We start from the raw sequence: 16,054 nt of genomic DNA, 5'->3' as shown, positions 1-16,054 counted from the left end.
CTCTCTGCCTTAAAAAGCTTATGTTGCCTTTATAACATATTTAGAAAGCATCCACAAGTTAAAGCCAACTGAAATCGTATAACCAGCGTATGTTGAAATAATAAAACTTACATAATCGAAATACGGAAGCAATACGATATTTAAAACTATCTTTACAATAATACCAATTACTAATCCTAGCACTGTTTTCTGTTGTTGGTTAATTCCTTGTAACATCGCAGCTGTTACTGTAAAAAGCGAAAATAGTATACAGGCAGGAGCATAATACTGTAAAATAACTCTCCCCATCTCCGGATCATTTCCGGCACCAAATAAAAGAGTATATACTGGTTTTGCTAACAACATCATTCCAATCGCCGCTGGTACCGTAATACCTACTACTAATACATTCGTTCTCGTAAAATGTTTGTACAGTAACTTCACATTCCCTGCTGTATAGGCTTTTGTCATCTCAGGTACGAGAGACATACTAAAAGCAGTCGCAACGGAAACTGGGATGAGTACAACCATCTGAACAAGACCAATTATTGCATTTATCTTCTCCGCTTCTCCTTGCATATACCCTATTTGTATAAGTAGTTTATTAATTGTAAATGTATCAATCGTCTGATACAACGGAATTGCTAAACCAACCACAACAAACGGTATTGAATATGTAAAGAGCTCCTTATACAGTGAGAAGAAAGATTTCGTTGTTTGCGGTATACTTGCCATCTCTTTTTTCTTTAAGTGCTTTCTCCTCCTTATGTAATACGCACTTAAAACAGTCAGTCCACCTATCGCTCCCATAAAAGCACCGAACGTTGAAATACCAACAGCTAGCGAGACAGAAGCTTTTAAAATATATAAAACGACAAAGCTTCCTATTAAAATGGTTAAGACCCGAAAAAACTGCTCAACAACTACACTTAAAGCAGAAGGCCCCATCGATTGAAACCCTTGAAAGAATCCCCTTAATAAACTCATTACCGGTACAAGTATTAACGCAAAACTTACAATTTGGATATTAGTAGTGACCGCTGCTACACTATTCCCTGTTTGATCATTTCCATCGATTACAAGTTTAGCTAAATGTGGAGCTAATATATATAGCGTAAAACATGAGATTACCCCCATTATTAACATAAAAAAGATACCGCTCTTTAGCACTCTCTTAACCGTATGATAATCATTCAGTTGATCATATTTTGATACCATTTTTGAAACGGCAAGTGGTAGTCCCATCGTTGCAATGCTGAGCATAATTGTATATGGGCGATAAGCATACGTGTATAAAACGTACCCACTCGTACCGACCATTGCTGTAAACGGTATAACATATATAAATCCTAACATTTTAGATATCATCGTTGCCATCGTTAAAAATATCGTTCCACGTATAAACGGTGACCCTTTCATCACATTCCTCCGCTACGCTTTATTATTACACATTATGGACAACTCCTTTTGTTTAGAACCGAAACAAATAAAAAAGCCAATGAAAAATCATTGACTTTAACGCGCTACTTTTTTCTTTTTTAAATACTTTAAACCGAAGTATAGAGCAACAAAGAGAACAGCTCCTATAATTATGTAATGTGTGTAATCAGATGCATACTCTTTAATGTGTCGCCAATTTCCACCAAGCTTTTCACCTAAGTATATAAATAGTATTGACCATGGAATAATCGCAACTACTGTATATAGTGTAAATAGTTTTAACGGCATTTTAGCTAATCCTGCTGGAATAGAGATTGCATGACGTACGACTGGGATAAAGCGTGCAGAAAAGATTACTCCTGCTCCGTAACGCTTAAACCAACCTTCCGCTATGTCTAAATGGTGTTTATTTATAAGTAGATATTTCCCATATTTCTCTACAACCGGACGCCCTCCGTAATATCCAAGCCAGTATAAAAAGATTTGGGCTAAAGTACCACCAATAGTTCCGGCGATAACTGCACCGACAAAACTAATTTTACCATCCGCTACTAAAAATCCAGCATACGAAAGTACAATTTCACTCGGGATAATTTCAATCATTAAAGCTAGTGCTACTCCAAAGTAACCTAAGCTTGCAAAAAATTGCAATAACTGATCTATTATGCTTGCTAACATTTTATTTTCTATCTCCTTTTTTCTTCACATACCATCCCATTATTACATAAAGGTTGCATTCTGCCAATATCTTCATTTCAACAATATCATCGGCATAAGCATTATTAATCTATTAATGTTTCTTTTTGAGGTTCTTTCATGTAGGCAAACATTTCTTTAATTTGCTCTTCTGTATTTCTAGCAATCGATAAATTAGGCAATTCATTCTCACCAAAAAACTCCACATCTTCTGTTTCAATACTAATTTTCTTTTCACCACCAACAATCTTACAGCCAATAAAAATTTTATATACATGTGTTGCTGAAGGCGATGGTTGATGTTTTTCTTTATCAAATATAGCGAGTAGCTTAAAATCATCTACTTCATAACCCGTCTCCTCTAAAACTTCTTTTGCTGCTACTTCTGTCGGCGTATAACCGATATCAGCCCATCCACCTGGCAATGCCCATTTCCCATCACTTTTTTCTTTCACAAATAATAGTTTTTCATTTTGAAAAATGACTGCTCTTATATCAACTTTAGGTGTTTGATAGCCTGTCTCACTTGCAAATAACTTCTCTACTATTTCCCAATCTGTCTTTGTATAATGTGACATCATTGAAATGGAAATATCCCGTAATTGTTGGAAACGCTCTATATCATACACATCTTTAGAATACGTTAAACCCGCTTGAGCTATAGATTGTATTTGTTTTACCCAATCAACCCACTTAACTGTCATGTTTCCACATCTCCATTCTTTATTAAGTAAATATTACTTCAATTCAATTGATACATCTTTATTATACAAAAAAAGAGATTGATAATGTTCCAATCTCTTTCAAAATTAATCCAATTCATGTAAGTGGTCTTGTATATACTTTCTTCTTTTATTTATATATTCATCAATCATATCAGCTTCTTGATCAAATGTTTCTAATTTTTCTTTCATATATGGATCTTGTAGTAAATATGGGCGAATCGATTCACACAAACCTTCTACTTTCGGCATCATAAATGAAACGGTAAATTGTTCTTCTAATATTTCTTCCAAAATGCTTCGGTATTGTTTTCTAAATACAGGTATATCTAACAATCTTGCACTTAACGTGTTATAACCTTGGATACGAATATACTCATGATTAAGTGGTCTCCCTTGTACATCTCTCCCCCAAGTCGCATCATAATCCCACGGTATCACTTCAAATAAATTTGTTTCATCGTTATGATATAGTGCATAGTTATGAACGAAACCATCAAAGTTTTGTGTAAAAATAACGCCAGCTAACCATCGTAAATATTTATCAACATGCAAAAACTTTCCAATTTCTTTTTCATAAGCTTCCCTCGACAAAGCATTCGCTTGAAATACAAATTCACTCAGCTGTTCTTCACTATTTTTATTCGAATATTTAAATTCATAACCCGCAAAGAGCTCAGTCTTAACATCTTTATCTCTCTCACTCATTAAAGAAAAATTCGCATCATCATCTATCGCATAATAAATAGAACCACTCGGTAATCCTCTATTTTTCAAAAAGTTTTCATCAACTGATTCTAACTGTAAATATACACCTTGAATTTGACCATTAATTTTTATAAATACATGTTGTGATTTTGGTGAAAGTACACCAATATCATGAAAAAAGTCTAAAGATAATTTATTTCGTATGAGAGACGGATCCATAAACTCAGAATTTAAATGAATCTCTTTCGCACCTTGAAATTTTTTCGGTTTATAAAACATAACATGATAAGACTTTTTCTCAAATTCACGAATATGAGCGCCTCGGTATACGATATCAATGTCATACTTCTTTTTTCCATAAGTTAATTTTGCTGGCACTGGACTATCTGACCAAATGTCTTTTTTCAATTCCACTAAGTTCATTGGATGAATAAAAAAATCATATGAAGGTAGCATATTTCCCCATCCCTTCTCAGTTCTCTTCATTCAATGTATGCACCTTGCCTTGTCCATACATCCGCTATCATCTATTTATATAAAATTACACTCTTGTCCTGTTCAGAAAGACGTCATATCTCATATCATGTTAAGGAAAAAGAATACCTTTTCAACTTAATACATGATAAGGAGGATTTCTATGAAACGTGATATTAGAAAAGCGGTTGAAGAAATCAAAAGTGCTGGGATGGAGGATTTCTTACACCAAGATCCAAGTACTTTTGAATGCGATGATGATAAATTCACTCATCATAATTGTACAACTGGATGTAAATGTACAACTGGGGGTAAATGTCCAAGAACAAGATGTACTCGCGTGAAACATTGTACTTTCGTTACAAAATGTACGCATGTAAAAAAATGGACATTTGTTACGAAATGTACTCGTGTACGTGTTCAAAAATGGACATTTGTTACGAAAGTAACGCGTAGAAAAGAATGCGTTTTAGTTACAAAACGTACTCGCAGAAAACATTGTACTTTTGTTACAAAATGTATACGCTTTGAAAAGAAATTTTTCTGGACAAAACGAAGTTTCTGTAAAAAATGCGAATTCTTCCCTAACAGACACGGTCACTCTTGCGACGATTCGTGTGATGACGGAAAGAAATGGAACGATTGCAAAGATAGCGGACATAAATTCCCATCTTGCAAAAACAAGAAATTCGATCACTTCTGGTATAAAAAACGTAATTGCTAGTTTTTATGCCTACAAAAAAAGGCCGTTTTGCGGCCTTTTTTACGTTTATTGAAAGTGACTTATATCTGCAAATTGCTTCACTTCACCTTTCCCTTCTTCAAATTCTATTATACTTAGACTAGCACTATGCATAAATGGATCATCCCATACATTTTCTATTTCAATACCCGCAAAATGTCCTACAAGTAGTTTTGCCGCTGCCGCATGGGAAACAATTAATATACTTTCTCCTTTATGCTTTTCTAAAAGAAGCTGTATCCCATCCATTACCCTTTTATGAACAGCCGCAAAATTTTCTCCCGATGTTGACTGGAAAAGATGTGGCTCATACCAAAACAACTGTATTTCGTCTGGGTACTGCCTTTCTATATCATCGACTGTCTGTCCTTCCCATATACCCATGTTAATTTCATAGAAATGCTCATCCGCGATTATCGGTATATCACGTTCGCCCTTTATTAACTCTGCAGTATGAAGGGTTCTTTCACTCGGACTACTATAGATCGCATCGATAGATAAATCTTTCATTCGATCTCCTAATTGCTTAGCTTGTAACATACCATTTTCAGTTAAAGCAGAATTTTTCCTGCCTTGCATTCGTTTCTCTACATTCCATTCCGTTTCACCATGCCTTGTTACATATACTGTTGTCTTCACTTCAATTCCCCCTTACCATGTCAGCCGCAATTCCCACGGTTCTACTCGTCCTACAATCCATTCATCACATTTACTTTCAATTCCTTTTATTACTCCATCCGATATTTCTTCATGAGTAAGCCATCTTCCGTATGTATCTTCTAATATAAAACCTAATATTATTCTATGATAGCTATATCGCGTACCGCCTATTTTTTGTGAGGCTATTCTCGACGCTTTACTGCCTAAAATATGAAAAACGTTGTATGTTTCAGACGACAAGTCTAATTCTCTACAAATGAGTGATAATGCATCCTTTGCACTTGCGTGTATCCATGCGACAACCAATGTTATTGGGCCATTCCTCTCAATTGTGTTTTTAATAGCTAACTTTACATCGTCATCATGATGATAATCTAACGGAAGGCATGTGATACTTTCAAGTGTGGTGCTCTCCCGTTTAACATTTTCTAATTTCACTTCATCTCTTCCAATAATAGAAACATGAAACCCTTGCTCACAAAGCCACATAGACACCCTCTTTAGCATTCCCGTTCCACCAATTACTAACGCATGCAACTTCTTCCCCCCTTAGTAAAATGTCATATGAGGTTTATCTTCCCTATAATAATTAATTCGGTCTTGCAATGTCCCTGAATGAAACTCAAACTTATGTCCATCAGGATCAACAAAATATATAGACTCACAATCTCTTACATCCCGTTCTCTTCCTTGTAAAATATGAACATCATTTTCTTCTAATCGCTGTATTAGACGTTCAAAGTCTTCTTGTTCAACAGAAAATGCAATGTGCGTATAAGATTGATGAATCTCATTTCTCGGAATATGTTTCTCTTCATTAAGTGCTATCCATACTCCACATATGTTAAAATACGCCAATTTTCTCCCTTTAACTAATAATTCTCCCCCTAATACTTTTTCATAAAACATAATAGAGTTTTCTAAATTAGACACTGAAAAACAAAGATGATTGATTCCCCTTAACAACTATAATTCCTCCTTATACAAAAAAGATGAGCGAAAATTCACTCACCTTTTATTGTACTATTTTTTTGTAATATATGCCCATTTATAACTGAAGTCCCCGCCAAACGTATGATTAGCAATACCTTTTACAAACGGCTTCTCTAAATAAGCTGTGCTTTGTTGATACGTAGGAGAAATTGCTGCATCTTGACCAATTAAGATTTTTTCAGCTTCCGCAAGTGCATTCCAGCGTGCTTTATCATCTTTTAATAGCTCTCCTTTTGATTTCGCTACTAAATCATCATACTTCGGATTAGAATAATCCATTTCATTAAATGAGCTTCCAGTAACAAACATATCAATATAAGTCATTGGATCTGGATAGTCAGGGCTCCATGCAGATAATGAGAATTCATATTCGAATTTCTTTTCTAAATCTAGCTTCTGCTTGTATGGTTGCTGTTTCAAATTCACTTTAATACCAGGTAAGTTTTTCTCTAATTCTTCTTTAATAAAGTCGCCTACTTTTTTACGGCTACCATTATCATCATTTAGTAATTCAACCGTAATTGTATCTTGACCAAGCTCTTTCTTCGCTTCTTCCCATAATTTTTTTGCTTTCGCTGCGTTATCTTTACTATCACGGAAGTTTTTATTTACAGAGCGGAAGTCTTTTCCATCCGGACCTGTCGTGAATTTTTCAGGTACTAAGAAATATGCTGGCAAAGAACCGTCATTTAAAATGACATCAGCAATTCCTTTTTTATCGTATGCTAAATCAATCGCTTCACGTACTTTTTGGTTTTTAAATGTTGCATTTTTTTGGTTAAAACGCAAGAAATACATACGTGGATCTAACTTCGTTTTAAATTCATCTGGCTTATTCTTTTTATATTTATCAACAAATTCAGAAGTTAAAATAACTCGATCTGCTTGATCACTATCATATAAATTTACTCCAGTGCTTGTTTCCTTCACAATACTTACATTAATTTCGTCTAACTTTACAGTATCTTTATCCCAATAATTAGGATTTTTCTTTAACTGATAATTTTGTTCATGTTTCCATTGACTCATTGTAAATGGTCCATTATATAATAATTTATCTGCTTCTAATCCGTATTTATCTCCTTGCTCTTTCACATATTTTTCATTTAATGGGAAAAATGTAGGGAACGACGTAAGCTCAAGAAAATAAGGTGCTGGTTGCTCTAATTCTACTACCAACGTTTTATCATCCTTCGCTTTAACACCCAATTGATCTGATGGTAATTCTCCTTTATTTACTTTCTGTGCATTTTTCACATCAAATAAAATGAATGCATATTCTGCCGCTATTGCTTTATCTAATGTACGTTGCCATGCATATACAAAATCTTGTGCTCGAACTGGATCACCATTTGACCATTTCGCATCACGTAATTCAAATGTATATGTCTTTTTATCTTCACTAATCTTCACATCTTTTGCCATGCCTGGTGTTGGTTTATTATCTTTATCTAGACGATATAAACCTTCCATTGCATTTACAAATACACGGAAAGATACAGAATCCGTTGATTTAGATGTATCCATTGAAGGAATTTCAGCTGTTTCTAGCAAATTTAAAACTTGTTTATCTGCCATTTCCTTATTCGATTCTTTCTTCGTTGTCGAAGCCTTCTCACCATTCCCACATCCTGCAACCAATACACTCGTCGTTAACGCAAGTGCAGCAATTGTTGTTGTCTTTCTCTTCATTCTTCCTTCCCCCAATCTATATGTATAAGTTAAATCTCGTATAATATATTTCATTATACAAAAGATTCTGATTATTTTAAATATTTATTTTAACAAACATAGAAAAAAGCGGTCGGAAGTTTCTTTCCAGCCGCTTTTTTGAATCGCATTTACTTGTAATCCATCCTCTATATCAAATGGATTTTGAACCTTAAATATTTCGTCCATCATCTTCAAAAACTCTTCTTCATTTTTAGATTCACCATTAACCGTAAGCGAGTACGGTTCCACTTCACCCAATTTATAATCGACAACAAATTGAATCGTCACCTTTTGTTTTGGTGCTCCCGCGTTATATCCTTGGAATTCTACTAATTCTAACCCTTCCGTTCCACGATAATATATCCAATCTGAATTTTGAAAATAATTTTCGAAAGATTCACCTATTGAAAAGAAAGGATATTCATAAAGCGAGCTTGTACGAACCTTTTGTATAACGTCTCGATCAGTCGGAAAAAAGAAATGACTAAAAAATATGCTAGCAACTGCTAAAATAGTAACAATTGTCGCTCCCATTTTGCTCGTTCCGCCGCTATCATGGATAAGATAGTTTTCAACTGATTTATCTTTTATTTCTCTTGCTTTTATTCGGTATATACGTCTTTCCGCAAATTGATAGTATAATCCATTTGCAAAAATCCCCATTCCAAACAGAATAAAAATGAGTAATAAAAACGTAAGAGGCCCCATATTAATGATTGGCAGTGCTACATTGAAACCCATATAATAAGAAAACGCATCACACGCTACTAATAACAATACAAATAATGCTGCCGGTAAATAGTACTTACGATATCCAAGCCAACCTATATTGAAAATAGTTGCCCAACCATTCCAGCTCCACCTAGCAATCCGCTTATTCTCAAGCTCCCATTTCCTTTTGTAATACGGATATTGTCTCCCTACATATACTTCTAGTTCTTTATCTATTAACGAGCTACTTTCACCTTGTTCATTATCCAACTTTCGCTGACAACTTGCACAATTTAACTGTTCCTCCTCGCAAGGTTGCCCACAATTTATACATTTCAAAACAATCCCTCTTCCCATCCATACGTCATTTCATAATACCTTCGTGTTTTAATAACCACTCTTTCCTCCATAAACCACCAGCATATCCAACAAGCTTTCCACTCTTTCCTATTACACGGTGACATGGAACGATTATTGAAATTGGATTCCGACTATTTGCCCCTCCTATCGCCCGTACAGCTTTCGTATTTCCAACCTTCTCTGCAATATCTAAATATGAAGCACTTACGCCATAAGGGATAGTATAAAGCGCATCCCATACATTTTTTTGAAATACTGTTCCCTCAGCAGATAGCGGGACTGTGAACTCTTTTCTTTTCCCCTTAAAATATTCATCTAGCTCATTTATACATTGATCTATTATTTCATTTTTATGTTCTTCTTGTCTCTCATCAACAAATATAACAGACGTAATTCCTTTATCGTTCGCTGTAATTTCCAGCAAGCCTAATTCACTTTCATAATAAGCCTGGTACATATGTCATCCTCCAATTCAATTCATATTAATTATTGTAACACGAATAGACAAAATTTTTCGTATAAGCGTTTTATTAGGGAAACAAAAACAAGAATGATACAATGTAAGAAAATTCAATCTAGGAGGCTATTGGATGAATTCTGAACTTTTTTCACCTTATACAATTAAGGACGTTACATTAAAAAACCGTATCGTTATGTCACCTATGTGCATGTATTCATCAGAAAACGAGGATGGCCAAGTAACTAATTTCCATCACGTTCATTACGGAACAAGAGCTGCTGGTCAAGTTGGTTTAGTTATGATCGAAGCAACAGCCGTGTTACCTGAAGGAAGAATTTCTAATAAAGACCTAGGTATATGGGATGATAGCCTAATTGAAGGCTTACATAAAACGACAACTTTTATACATGATAACGGCGCAAAAGCCGCCATTCAACTTGCTCACGCCGGAAGAAAAGCTGAATTAGAAACGGATGCTCTCGCTCCATCCGCAATTCCGTTTAATGAAACTATGAAAATCCCAGTAGAAATGAGTATACAGCAAATAAAAAAGACCATATTAGCTTTTCAAGAGGCTGCAATACGATCCAAACAAGCTGGATTTGACGTTATTGAAATACACGGCGCTCACGGTTATCTTATTAATGAATTTCTTTCTCCACTTTCTAATAAACGGACCGATGAATATGGAGGTTCACCTGAAAATCGCTATCGTTTCTTACGTGAAATCATTGACTCAATAAATGAAGTTTGGAACGGACCGTTATTTGTTCGTATTTCAGCAAACGATTATCATCCTGACGGTTTAACGGTTCAAGATTACGTTCCATATACAAACTGGATGAAAGAACAAGGAGTAGATTTAATTGATTGTAGTTCTGGAGCTGTTGTTCCGGCACACATCGATGTATATCCCGGGTATCAAGTGCAATATGCTAAACATATTAAAGAACATGCTAACATTGCAACTGGGGCTGTTGGTTTGATTACGAATGGAGTACAGGCAGAACAAATTTTAAATAATAACGAAGCAGATTTAATTTTTATCGGACGTGAGTTACTTCGCAATCCTTACTTTCCAAGAATAGCCGCCAATGAACTTAGTTTTGAGTTAGAAGAACCGTATCAATACAAACGAGCACCGGGGAAACTCCATACAAATAAATAAAACCGAGAATAATATGTACTACTGAATCTAGAGGAATAAAAAGTATACTATAAGATAACGTATGTTATTTCATAATATCGTTTTAAGGTGGATCAACATTTTGCTTGATACACCTATTTTTTTATGTATTTATCTCCCTTTCTGAATATGTGACAGGGTTAAAAATCGAATTCCACAATCATGATTACGAAAAAAAACAATTCCTCAGATTAAGTGAGAAATTGTTTTTTCATATAGTAGTATTCTACATATTAATTCGTTTGTTTCGTTTATAACTCCAACAATTTTAAGTATCATTTACCAATAAGAACGATGCGCTGGCCATGAACCTTGAAGCTTGCGAAGTTGCACAATTTGCCCGGTATGATAAGCATCGTGCAAAAGGATGTTCATATATTGTTGCCAAATTGGTAGAGAAGAAGTTAATTGATTTAGTTCTGCTTCTTGAAGGGATATTAATGCAGATTGTAAGGCATCATGCACTTGAATTGTTCGCAACACTGTTTGTTGCCAAGCATCCTCATCATTACGTCCACCTTGGACAAACGTTTCATCATTATTTTGTGGCGCCACAAATGTTTCATCTTGATGCAAGCGGGCAAGTAAGCGTTCTTTAAAGATAAGTAAATGGTTTACATTTTCCCAAATCGTATTACTAGCCTCTCCTTCTGGTTGCCAACATGCTTGTGCAGCAGTAAGGTCCTTTAACGCGTCTGATAAAGGTGGATACCATTCTTCTTCGTAAAACACTTGCTTAATTCCATTTTGCAACATTTCTTTTTTACTCATTCTTATATCCTCCTTTTGCAAATCTCCAAAAAATACGGAGTAGTACATATGGGACTTTTATATCTTCGGAACCCAATTCCCTTCAGATTTTACTCAAACAGATATAAAAACAGATTATTTCCAAATAGAAAGTATATTCTATTTGATTTATTGGCATTACAAGCAATGGATATATGATAGTAGTATATTTTCAAATGAGGTGAAACATTCTTATAACACGAAATCATCAGTTAGTATAATACGACTCTAAAAATAGCATTGCAATAAACGAGATCACTTGTCGTACAAGATCAAGAGTGTTGGAGATGTATAAAGTGAAACTTTAATCCGCGGGGGTTTTGCTGTCCACAAATAGCGGGATAAAAATGCGATTTGCATAATAAATTATCGTAAAAAAAGAGTGGGCTCCCCACTCCTTTTTTACTTTCTTATAATTGCTAAACTACATGTATTTACTATTCATTCAAGAATCAAACTTTTTTTAAATACATGTCATTCTTTTCGTTTTTTATTCTATCGTTGTAATTTCATTTGAGTTATAAATATAAATACCCGTTTCTTCTCGCAATGCAGTTATATACATCCCTTTCGCCACATCTTTCGCTGAAATTGGTTTATACTTTTTGAAAGCCCCTTTAAATATAAAAGGAATGATACGAGATAACTTTTCAGCCATTCGTTCACCGAAACGAAATTCTTGTCGATTTCCTACTAATAAAGATGGCCTAAAAATGTGAATACCACCAATGACTAACTTTTGTAATTCCTCTTCCATTCTCCCTTTAACTTGCGAATAAAAGAAAAACGATTTAGGTTTTGCTCCCATTGAAGACACAACAAGGAAATTTTGTACCCCTTGTTTTTCAGCTAAACAAGCAGCTCGTAACGTATATTCATAATCTACCTTTTTGAAATTTGCCTTTGTTTTTGCTTTTTTGATTGTTGTTCCTAGACAACTAAATACGTCATCTACAGCAAAAAACTCTTTATATTCCTCTAACATCGAAAAATCTATTTGCTTTTGCTGTAACTTTTCATGTTGCCATTGCATTGGTTCCCTTACAAAAATAGTAACCGAATCGTAGTAATCTGATTCAAGTAATAGACGCGTTATCTCTTGTCCAACTAAACCACTTGCACCAAGTACTAACGCTGTTCGCTTATTCATATATGCATATACCTCTTATTTTACTTTTCTCTCCTTCAGTAAAATACAACTTTTAGGAGTTTCCTGCTCTCATTTTACCACAAGTAAAGCACTATGCGTACGCATAGTGCTTTACTCACTCTTTTTTCTCATCTTTCTCTCGCAATTTTGTTACTGTTGATGCATCTCCTAAATTACTTATTAATCTTCTTAAAAAAATTAAGACTAATGCTAATGGTAATACTACCGCTAATATCAATAAAATAGCTTCCATTAAGTAACCCAAACACTCATCCCCCTCTACACCCTCCTTTCAAATATATGAACGTAGCGTTGTCACATATGCATGCATTCCTAAAAATAATACATCCAAATTTGACAACTTTATAACAAAAACAAATCGGAATGATTATTATTTATTGCAACTTTATAAAAGATGTATTATACTAAGTTCGCAAACTAAAACGTAATTATTCCGTTTTGTATTAAAATGATATTTTTCTTCTATAATTGGGGAAAATATATCCGTAAAAAAAGAAATGAGGAGAACTTCATGCCTAAAAGATTGACTATATTTTCATTCTTACTTATTTTCACTTTAATTTTTACTGGCTGCTCAAATAAAAAAGAAGGTAATGCCAAGAAAGATGGAAAGCTAACTGTTTATACAACTATTTTTCCTCTTGCAGATTTCGCAAAAAAAATTGGTGGCGACTATGTAACGGTTGAAGCAATTTATCCACCTGGTGCAGATTCTCATACATTTGAACCAAGTCAAAAACAAACAGTAAAAGTTGCAAAAGCCGATTTATTCGTTTATAACGGGGCTGAATTAGAACCATTTGCTGAAAAAATGGAAAAAGCATTACAAAAAGAAAATGTTAAAATTGTAAATGCTTCAAAAGGTATTGAACTGCGTACTTCTACTGAAGAAGAGCATCATGATCACGGAGACGACCATAAAGAAGAGGAACATCATCACGATAAAGACCCACACATTTGGTTAGACCCTACTCTAGCAATGAAACAGGCTGAAAAAATTAAAAATGCACTTGTAGAATTACAACCTGACCATAAACAAGAGTTCGAAAAAAACTTTGCAGCACTTCAAACAAAATTTACTGATTTAGATGATCAATTTAAAGCAGCTATTGCGAATGCAAAAACGAAAGATATTTTAGTTTCTCATGCGGCTTATGGATACTGGGAACAACGCTATGGCCTGAAACAAATTGCTATCGCTGGTATTTCAGCTTCTGATGAACCATCTCAAAAACAGCTTGCTGACATTACAAAAACAGTAAAAGAACATAATCTAAAATATATTTTATTTGAAACATTCTCTACTCCAAAAGTAGCATCTGTCATTCAAAAAGAAACGGGCACAAAAATTTTACGCTTAAATCATCTTGCTACTATTTCTGAAGATGATGCGAAGAGCAATAAAGATTACTTCACTTTAATGGAAGAAAACGTAAATACATTAAAAGAAGCTACTAACTAATCAAATTTTTAAAAGAAGCTGAATATGTCATTCAGCTTCTTTTTTATTTGTTCTTACTTGACTTGACCAAAATAACAAGTAAAATTATCCATATTAGCTTTTAAGCTATATTAATTTAGAAGGTGAGTTGGAATTATGACTCTTCACATTTGTGAAGTTACAGCAAAAAATTGGCGTTCGGTAGCTGCTTTAAACGTCGCAAAAGACCAGCAGCAATTTATTGAAAGCAATGCGTTTTCTCTAGCAGAATCATTATATGAGGGAAACGGAACGTCAGTAGGTTTATATGATGGAGAAACACTTGTAGGATACGCAATGTATGGATGGTATTGGGAAAAACGTAAAAGTGTGTGGTTAGATCGCTTTATGATTGACGAGCAATATCAAGGAAAAGGATACGCAAAACGTTTCCTTCGCATACTCATTCAATTCTTACAAGATAAATTTGAATGTAAAATAATTTATTTAAGTTTACATCCAGACAACAAACTCGCAATGGGATTATACGAGTCATTTGGTTTCCGTTTAAATGGTGATATTGATGACGAAGGTCCAGTTGTAGGTGTTGTAATGGAGTTACTATTAGATGAACATACAAGCCTGTGAAAACAGGCTTTTTATTACCCTTCGTTTTTTGCAATCTAGCATTTTTCTACAAAATACTTAGTTAAGTAAAAAAAATAAGCCTGCAATATATGCAGACTTATTTCACACACTCCCCGAAATGTTCTTGGAACCATTCTTTATTAATATCTTTTCCGATAAACACAACTTCACTTACTCGTTCTTCGCCCTCTTGCCACTCTCTATCATATGATGCAGCAAACAGTGTATGCACACCTTGGAAAACGATACGTTTATCTACTCCATCAATCGATAAAATTCCTTTGTAGCGATATAAATACTCCCCTAGCTCTTGAACGACAGCTGACATCCACTCATTTAGTTTTTGTAAATCTAACGGTCGCTCTTCGCGTAGTACAAACGACTTTACCCCTTCTAGATGATTATGCTCTTTATGAGGATAAATTTGTAACGTATCTTTCGTTTTAAACGTTTGAATTTGTAGTAACGATGGAATATCTACATCACAGTTAGTCGCCTCGATTAACTTTGTAGTTGGGTTAATACCTTGCAGTTCCTGCAATAGATTTTCCTTTTCACTTTCATCCACTAAATCTAATTTATTTACTAAAACGACATCAGCAAATGCAATTTGTTCCTTTGCTTCTAGTCCTTTTTCAAAATGTTTATGTATATGATAACTATCTACTACTGTTACAACGCCGTTAATTTGGTATGCAGATTGAATCACAGGATCTAAAAAGAATGTTTGAATAATCGGACCTGGATTTGCAAGACCAGTCGTTTCAATTACTAATCCATCAAATTCCATTTTACCTTCTGCTTTTACGTCCAGTAATTGTTTTAAAGCGACTAGTAAATCTTCACGTACAGTACAACATAAACATCCATTCGTCATCTCCATAATCTCTTCTTCGACATTCATAATCAGCTGATTATCAATACCAATTTGTCCTATTTCATTTACAATCACTGCTAATTTATAACCGTGATTTTCTGATAAAATGCGATTTAATAATGTCGTTTTCCCTGATCCAAGAAAACCAGTTAATATTGTTACTGGAATCATTTCGTACATCTCCTTATAGCTATATGTTTTTACATTATAGCATATAGAGAAAATCGTTTTTGTAGCAAAACATATTTATTGTATGTACGACACTGTAACTATATAATAATATGTAGCAAGAAAGCCTTTTCAAA

General features: G+C 34.4%; 18 protein-coding genes. 4 read left to right on the top strand and 14 right to left on the bottom strand.

All coding sequences use genetic code 11. The features are described from left to right. Positions 1-18 precede the first annotated feature (18 nt). The 4 genes from ACSG5Z_RS02590 to cotH form a co-directional block, all read right to left on the bottom strand. Positions 19-1,398: a putative polysaccharide biosynthesis protein gene (locus ACSG5Z_RS02590; RefSeq protein ID WP_046954954.1), complete on the bottom strand. Its 1,380-nt coding sequence runs from the start codon at positions 1,396-1,398 to the stop codon at positions 19-21. Positions 1,399-1,494: 96 nt separating this feature from the next. Further along, the gene (uptA, locus tag ACSG5Z_RS02585; RefSeq protein WP_137015484.1) at positions 1,495-2,097 is read right to left on the bottom strand and encodes an undecaprenyl phosphate transporter UptA; all 603 of its coding nucleotides are present in this window, start codon (positions 2,095-2,097) and stop codon (positions 1,495-1,497) included. A gap of 104 nt (positions 2,098-2,201) precedes the next feature. Further along, the gene (locus ACSG5Z_RS02580) at positions 2,202-2,819 is read right to left on the bottom strand and encodes an NUDIX hydrolase N-terminal domain-containing protein (protein ID WP_088063114.1); all 618 of its coding nucleotides are present in this window, start codon (positions 2,817-2,819) and stop codon (positions 2,202-2,204) included. A 105-nt stretch (positions 2,820-2,924) separates the two neighbouring features. Beyond that, positions 2,925-4,001, bottom strand: a complete 1,077-nt coding sequence (gene cotH / locus ACSG5Z_RS02575) for a spore coat protein CotH (protein ID WP_435711247.1) — start codon at positions 3,999-4,001, stop codon at positions 2,925-2,927. A 181-nt stretch (positions 4,002-4,182) separates the two neighbouring features. Between cotH and exsB the strand changes: the two genes are divergently transcribed. Beyond that, positions 4,183-4,743 (top strand): exosporium protein ExsB, encoded by a 561-nt coding sequence (gene exsB, locus ACSG5Z_RS02570; RefSeq protein ID WP_262748177.1) that lies wholly within the window; start codon positions 4,183-4,185, stop codon positions 4,741-4,743. A 45-nt stretch (positions 4,744-4,788) separates the two neighbouring features. Here the strand turns inward: exsB and ACSG5Z_RS02565 are convergent, their stop codons facing one another. From ACSG5Z_RS02565 to ACSG5Z_RS02540, 6 genes are all read right to left on the bottom strand, one after another. Continuing rightward, positions 4,789-5,400: a phosphoserine phosphatase 1 gene (locus ACSG5Z_RS02565; RefSeq protein ID WP_088609009.1), complete on the bottom strand. Its 612-nt coding sequence runs from the start codon at positions 5,398-5,400 to the stop codon at positions 4,789-4,791. A gap of 12 nt (positions 5,401-5,412) precedes the next feature. Next, the gene (locus tag ACSG5Z_RS02560; RefSeq protein WP_435710606.1) at positions 5,413-5,958 is read right to left on the bottom strand and encodes a short-chain dehydrogenase; all 546 of its coding nucleotides are present in this window, start codon (positions 5,956-5,958) and stop codon (positions 5,413-5,415) included. A gap of 12 nt (positions 5,959-5,970) precedes the next feature. Next, on the bottom strand, positions 5,971-6,387 hold the full coding sequence (gene fosB, locus ACSG5Z_RS02555) for a FosBx1 family fosfomycin resistance bacillithiol transferase (protein WP_088063110.1): 417 nt from the start codon (positions 6,385-6,387) through the stop codon (positions 5,971-5,973). Between the two features lie 57 nt (positions 6,388-6,444). Beyond that, complete coding sequence (locus ACSG5Z_RS02550) at positions 6,445-8,106, bottom strand: peptide ABC transporter substrate-binding protein (RefSeq protein ID WP_098155261.1); 1,662 nt, start codon at positions 8,104-8,106, stop codon at positions 6,445-6,447. An 84-nt stretch (positions 8,107-8,190) separates the two neighbouring features. Further along, positions 8,191-9,195, bottom strand: coding sequence for a DUF2628 domain-containing protein (locus ACSG5Z_RS02545; RefSeq protein WP_423060148.1), 1,005 nt, complete (start codon positions 9,193-9,195; stop codon positions 8,191-8,193). 7 nt (positions 9,196-9,202) lie between these two features. After that, positions 9,203-9,655, bottom strand: a complete 453-nt coding sequence (locus tag ACSG5Z_RS02540) for a methylated-DNA--[protein]-cysteine S-methyltransferase (RefSeq protein ID WP_087982770.1) — start codon at positions 9,653-9,655, stop codon at positions 9,203-9,205. Between the two features lie 133 nt (positions 9,656-9,788). Between ACSG5Z_RS02540 and namA the strand changes: the two genes are divergently transcribed. Next, positions 9,789-10,826 (top strand): NADPH dehydrogenase NamA, encoded by a 1,038-nt coding sequence (namA, locus tag ACSG5Z_RS02535; RefSeq protein ID WP_087982772.1) that lies wholly within the window; start codon positions 9,789-9,791, stop codon positions 10,824-10,826. A 297-nt stretch (positions 10,827-11,123) separates the two neighbouring features. Here the strand turns inward: namA and ACSG5Z_RS02530 are convergent, their stop codons facing one another. From ACSG5Z_RS02530 to ACSG5Z_RS02520, 3 genes are all read right to left on the bottom strand, one after another. Further along, entirely contained in the window at positions 11,124-11,615 is a 492-nt protein-coding gene (locus tag ACSG5Z_RS02530; RefSeq protein ID WP_435710605.1) for a DinB family protein, read from the bottom strand. A gap of 508 nt (positions 11,616-12,123) precedes the next feature. Continuing rightward, positions 12,124-12,783, bottom strand: coding sequence for an oxidoreductase (locus ACSG5Z_RS02525; protein ID WP_048559679.1), 660 nt, complete (start codon positions 12,781-12,783; stop codon positions 12,124-12,126). A 115-nt stretch (positions 12,784-12,898) separates the two neighbouring features. Then, the gene (locus ACSG5Z_RS02520; RefSeq protein WP_000540925.1) at positions 12,899-13,048 is read right to left on the bottom strand and encodes a hypothetical protein; all 150 of its coding nucleotides are present in this window, start codon (positions 13,046-13,048) and stop codon (positions 12,899-12,901) included. Between the two features lie 267 nt (positions 13,049-13,315). Between ACSG5Z_RS02520 and ACSG5Z_RS02515 the strand changes: the two genes are divergently transcribed. Further along, complete coding sequence (locus tag ACSG5Z_RS02515) at positions 13,316-14,266, top strand: metal ABC transporter substrate-binding protein (RefSeq protein WP_137014385.1); 951 nt, start codon at positions 13,316-13,318, stop codon at positions 14,264-14,266. Positions 14,267-14,401: 135 nt separating this feature from the next. Then, on the top strand, positions 14,402-14,872 hold the full coding sequence (locus tag ACSG5Z_RS02510) for a GNAT family N-acetyltransferase (protein ID WP_088063105.1): 471 nt from the start codon (positions 14,402-14,404) through the stop codon (positions 14,870-14,872). 97 nt (positions 14,873-14,969) lie between these two features. Here ACSG5Z_RS02510 and ACSG5Z_RS02505 read toward each other — a convergent pair whose 3' ends face one another. Further along, complete coding sequence (locus ACSG5Z_RS02505; protein ID WP_435710604.1) at positions 14,970-15,920, bottom strand: CobW family GTP-binding protein; 951 nt, start codon at positions 15,918-15,920, stop codon at positions 14,970-14,972. Positions 15,921-16,054: the final 134 nt, after the last annotated feature.

The sequence above is a fragment of the Bacillus pretiosus genome (assembly GCF_051294775.1).
Classification (GTDB): Bacteria; Bacillota; Bacilli; order Bacillales; family Bacillaceae_G; genus Bacillus_A; species Bacillus_A wiedmannii.
This window is presented reverse-complemented; position numbering and strand designations above follow the sequence as displayed.

Excerpts from the sequence above, each read along its gene's own strand:
- ACSG5Z_RS02530 (WP_435710605.1), bottom strand. The coding sequence starts at position 11,615 with ATGAGTAAAAAAGAAATGTTGCAAAATGGAATTAAGCAAGTGTTTTAC.
- uptA (WP_137015484.1), bottom strand. The coding sequence starts at position 2,097 with ATGTTAGCAAGCATAATAGATCAGTTATTGCAATTTTTTGCAAGCTTA.
- ACSG5Z_RS02525 (WP_048559679.1), bottom strand. The coding sequence starts at position 12,783 with ATGAATAAGCGAACAGCGTTAGTACTTGGTGCAAGTGGTTTAGTTGGA.
- ACSG5Z_RS02590 (WP_046954954.1), bottom strand. The coding sequence starts at position 1,398 with ATGAAAGGGTCACCGTTTATACGTGGAACGATATTTTTAACGATGGCA.
- ACSG5Z_RS02545 (WP_423060148.1), bottom strand. The coding sequence starts at position 9,195 with ATGGGAAGAGGGATTGTTTTGAAATGTATAAATTGTGGGCAACCTTGC.
- ACSG5Z_RS02550 (WP_098155261.1), bottom strand. The coding sequence starts at position 8,106 with ATGAAGAGAAAGACAACAACAATTGCTGCACTTGCGTTAACGACGAGT.
- ACSG5Z_RS02580 (WP_088063114.1), bottom strand. The coding sequence starts at position 2,819 with ATGACAGTTAAGTGGGTTGATTGGGTAAAACAAATACAATCTATAGCT.
- ACSG5Z_RS02510 (WP_088063105.1), top strand. The coding sequence starts at position 14,402 with ATGACTCTTCACATTTGTGAAGTTACAGCAAAAAATTGGCGTTCGGTA.
- namA (WP_087982772.1), top strand. The coding sequence starts at position 9,789 with ATGAATTCTGAACTTTTTTCACCTTATACAATTAAGGACGTTACATTA.
- cotH (WP_435711247.1), bottom strand. The coding sequence starts at position 4,001 with ATGCTACCTTCATATGATTTTTTTATTCATCCAATGAACTTAGTGGAA.
- exsB (WP_262748177.1), top strand. The coding sequence starts at position 4,183 with ATGAAACGTGATATTAGAAAAGCGGTTGAAGAAATCAAAAGTGCTGGG.
- ACSG5Z_RS02515 (WP_137014385.1), top strand. The coding sequence starts at position 13,316 with ATGCCTAAAAGATTGACTATATTTTCATTCTTACTTATTTTCACTTTA.
- ACSG5Z_RS02505 (WP_435710604.1), bottom strand. The coding sequence starts at position 15,920 with ATGATTCCAGTAACAATATTAACTGGTTTTCTTGGATCAGGGAAAACG.
- ACSG5Z_RS02540 (WP_087982770.1), bottom strand. The coding sequence starts at position 9,655 with ATGTACCAGGCTTATTATGAAAGTGAATTAGGCTTGCTGGAAATTACA.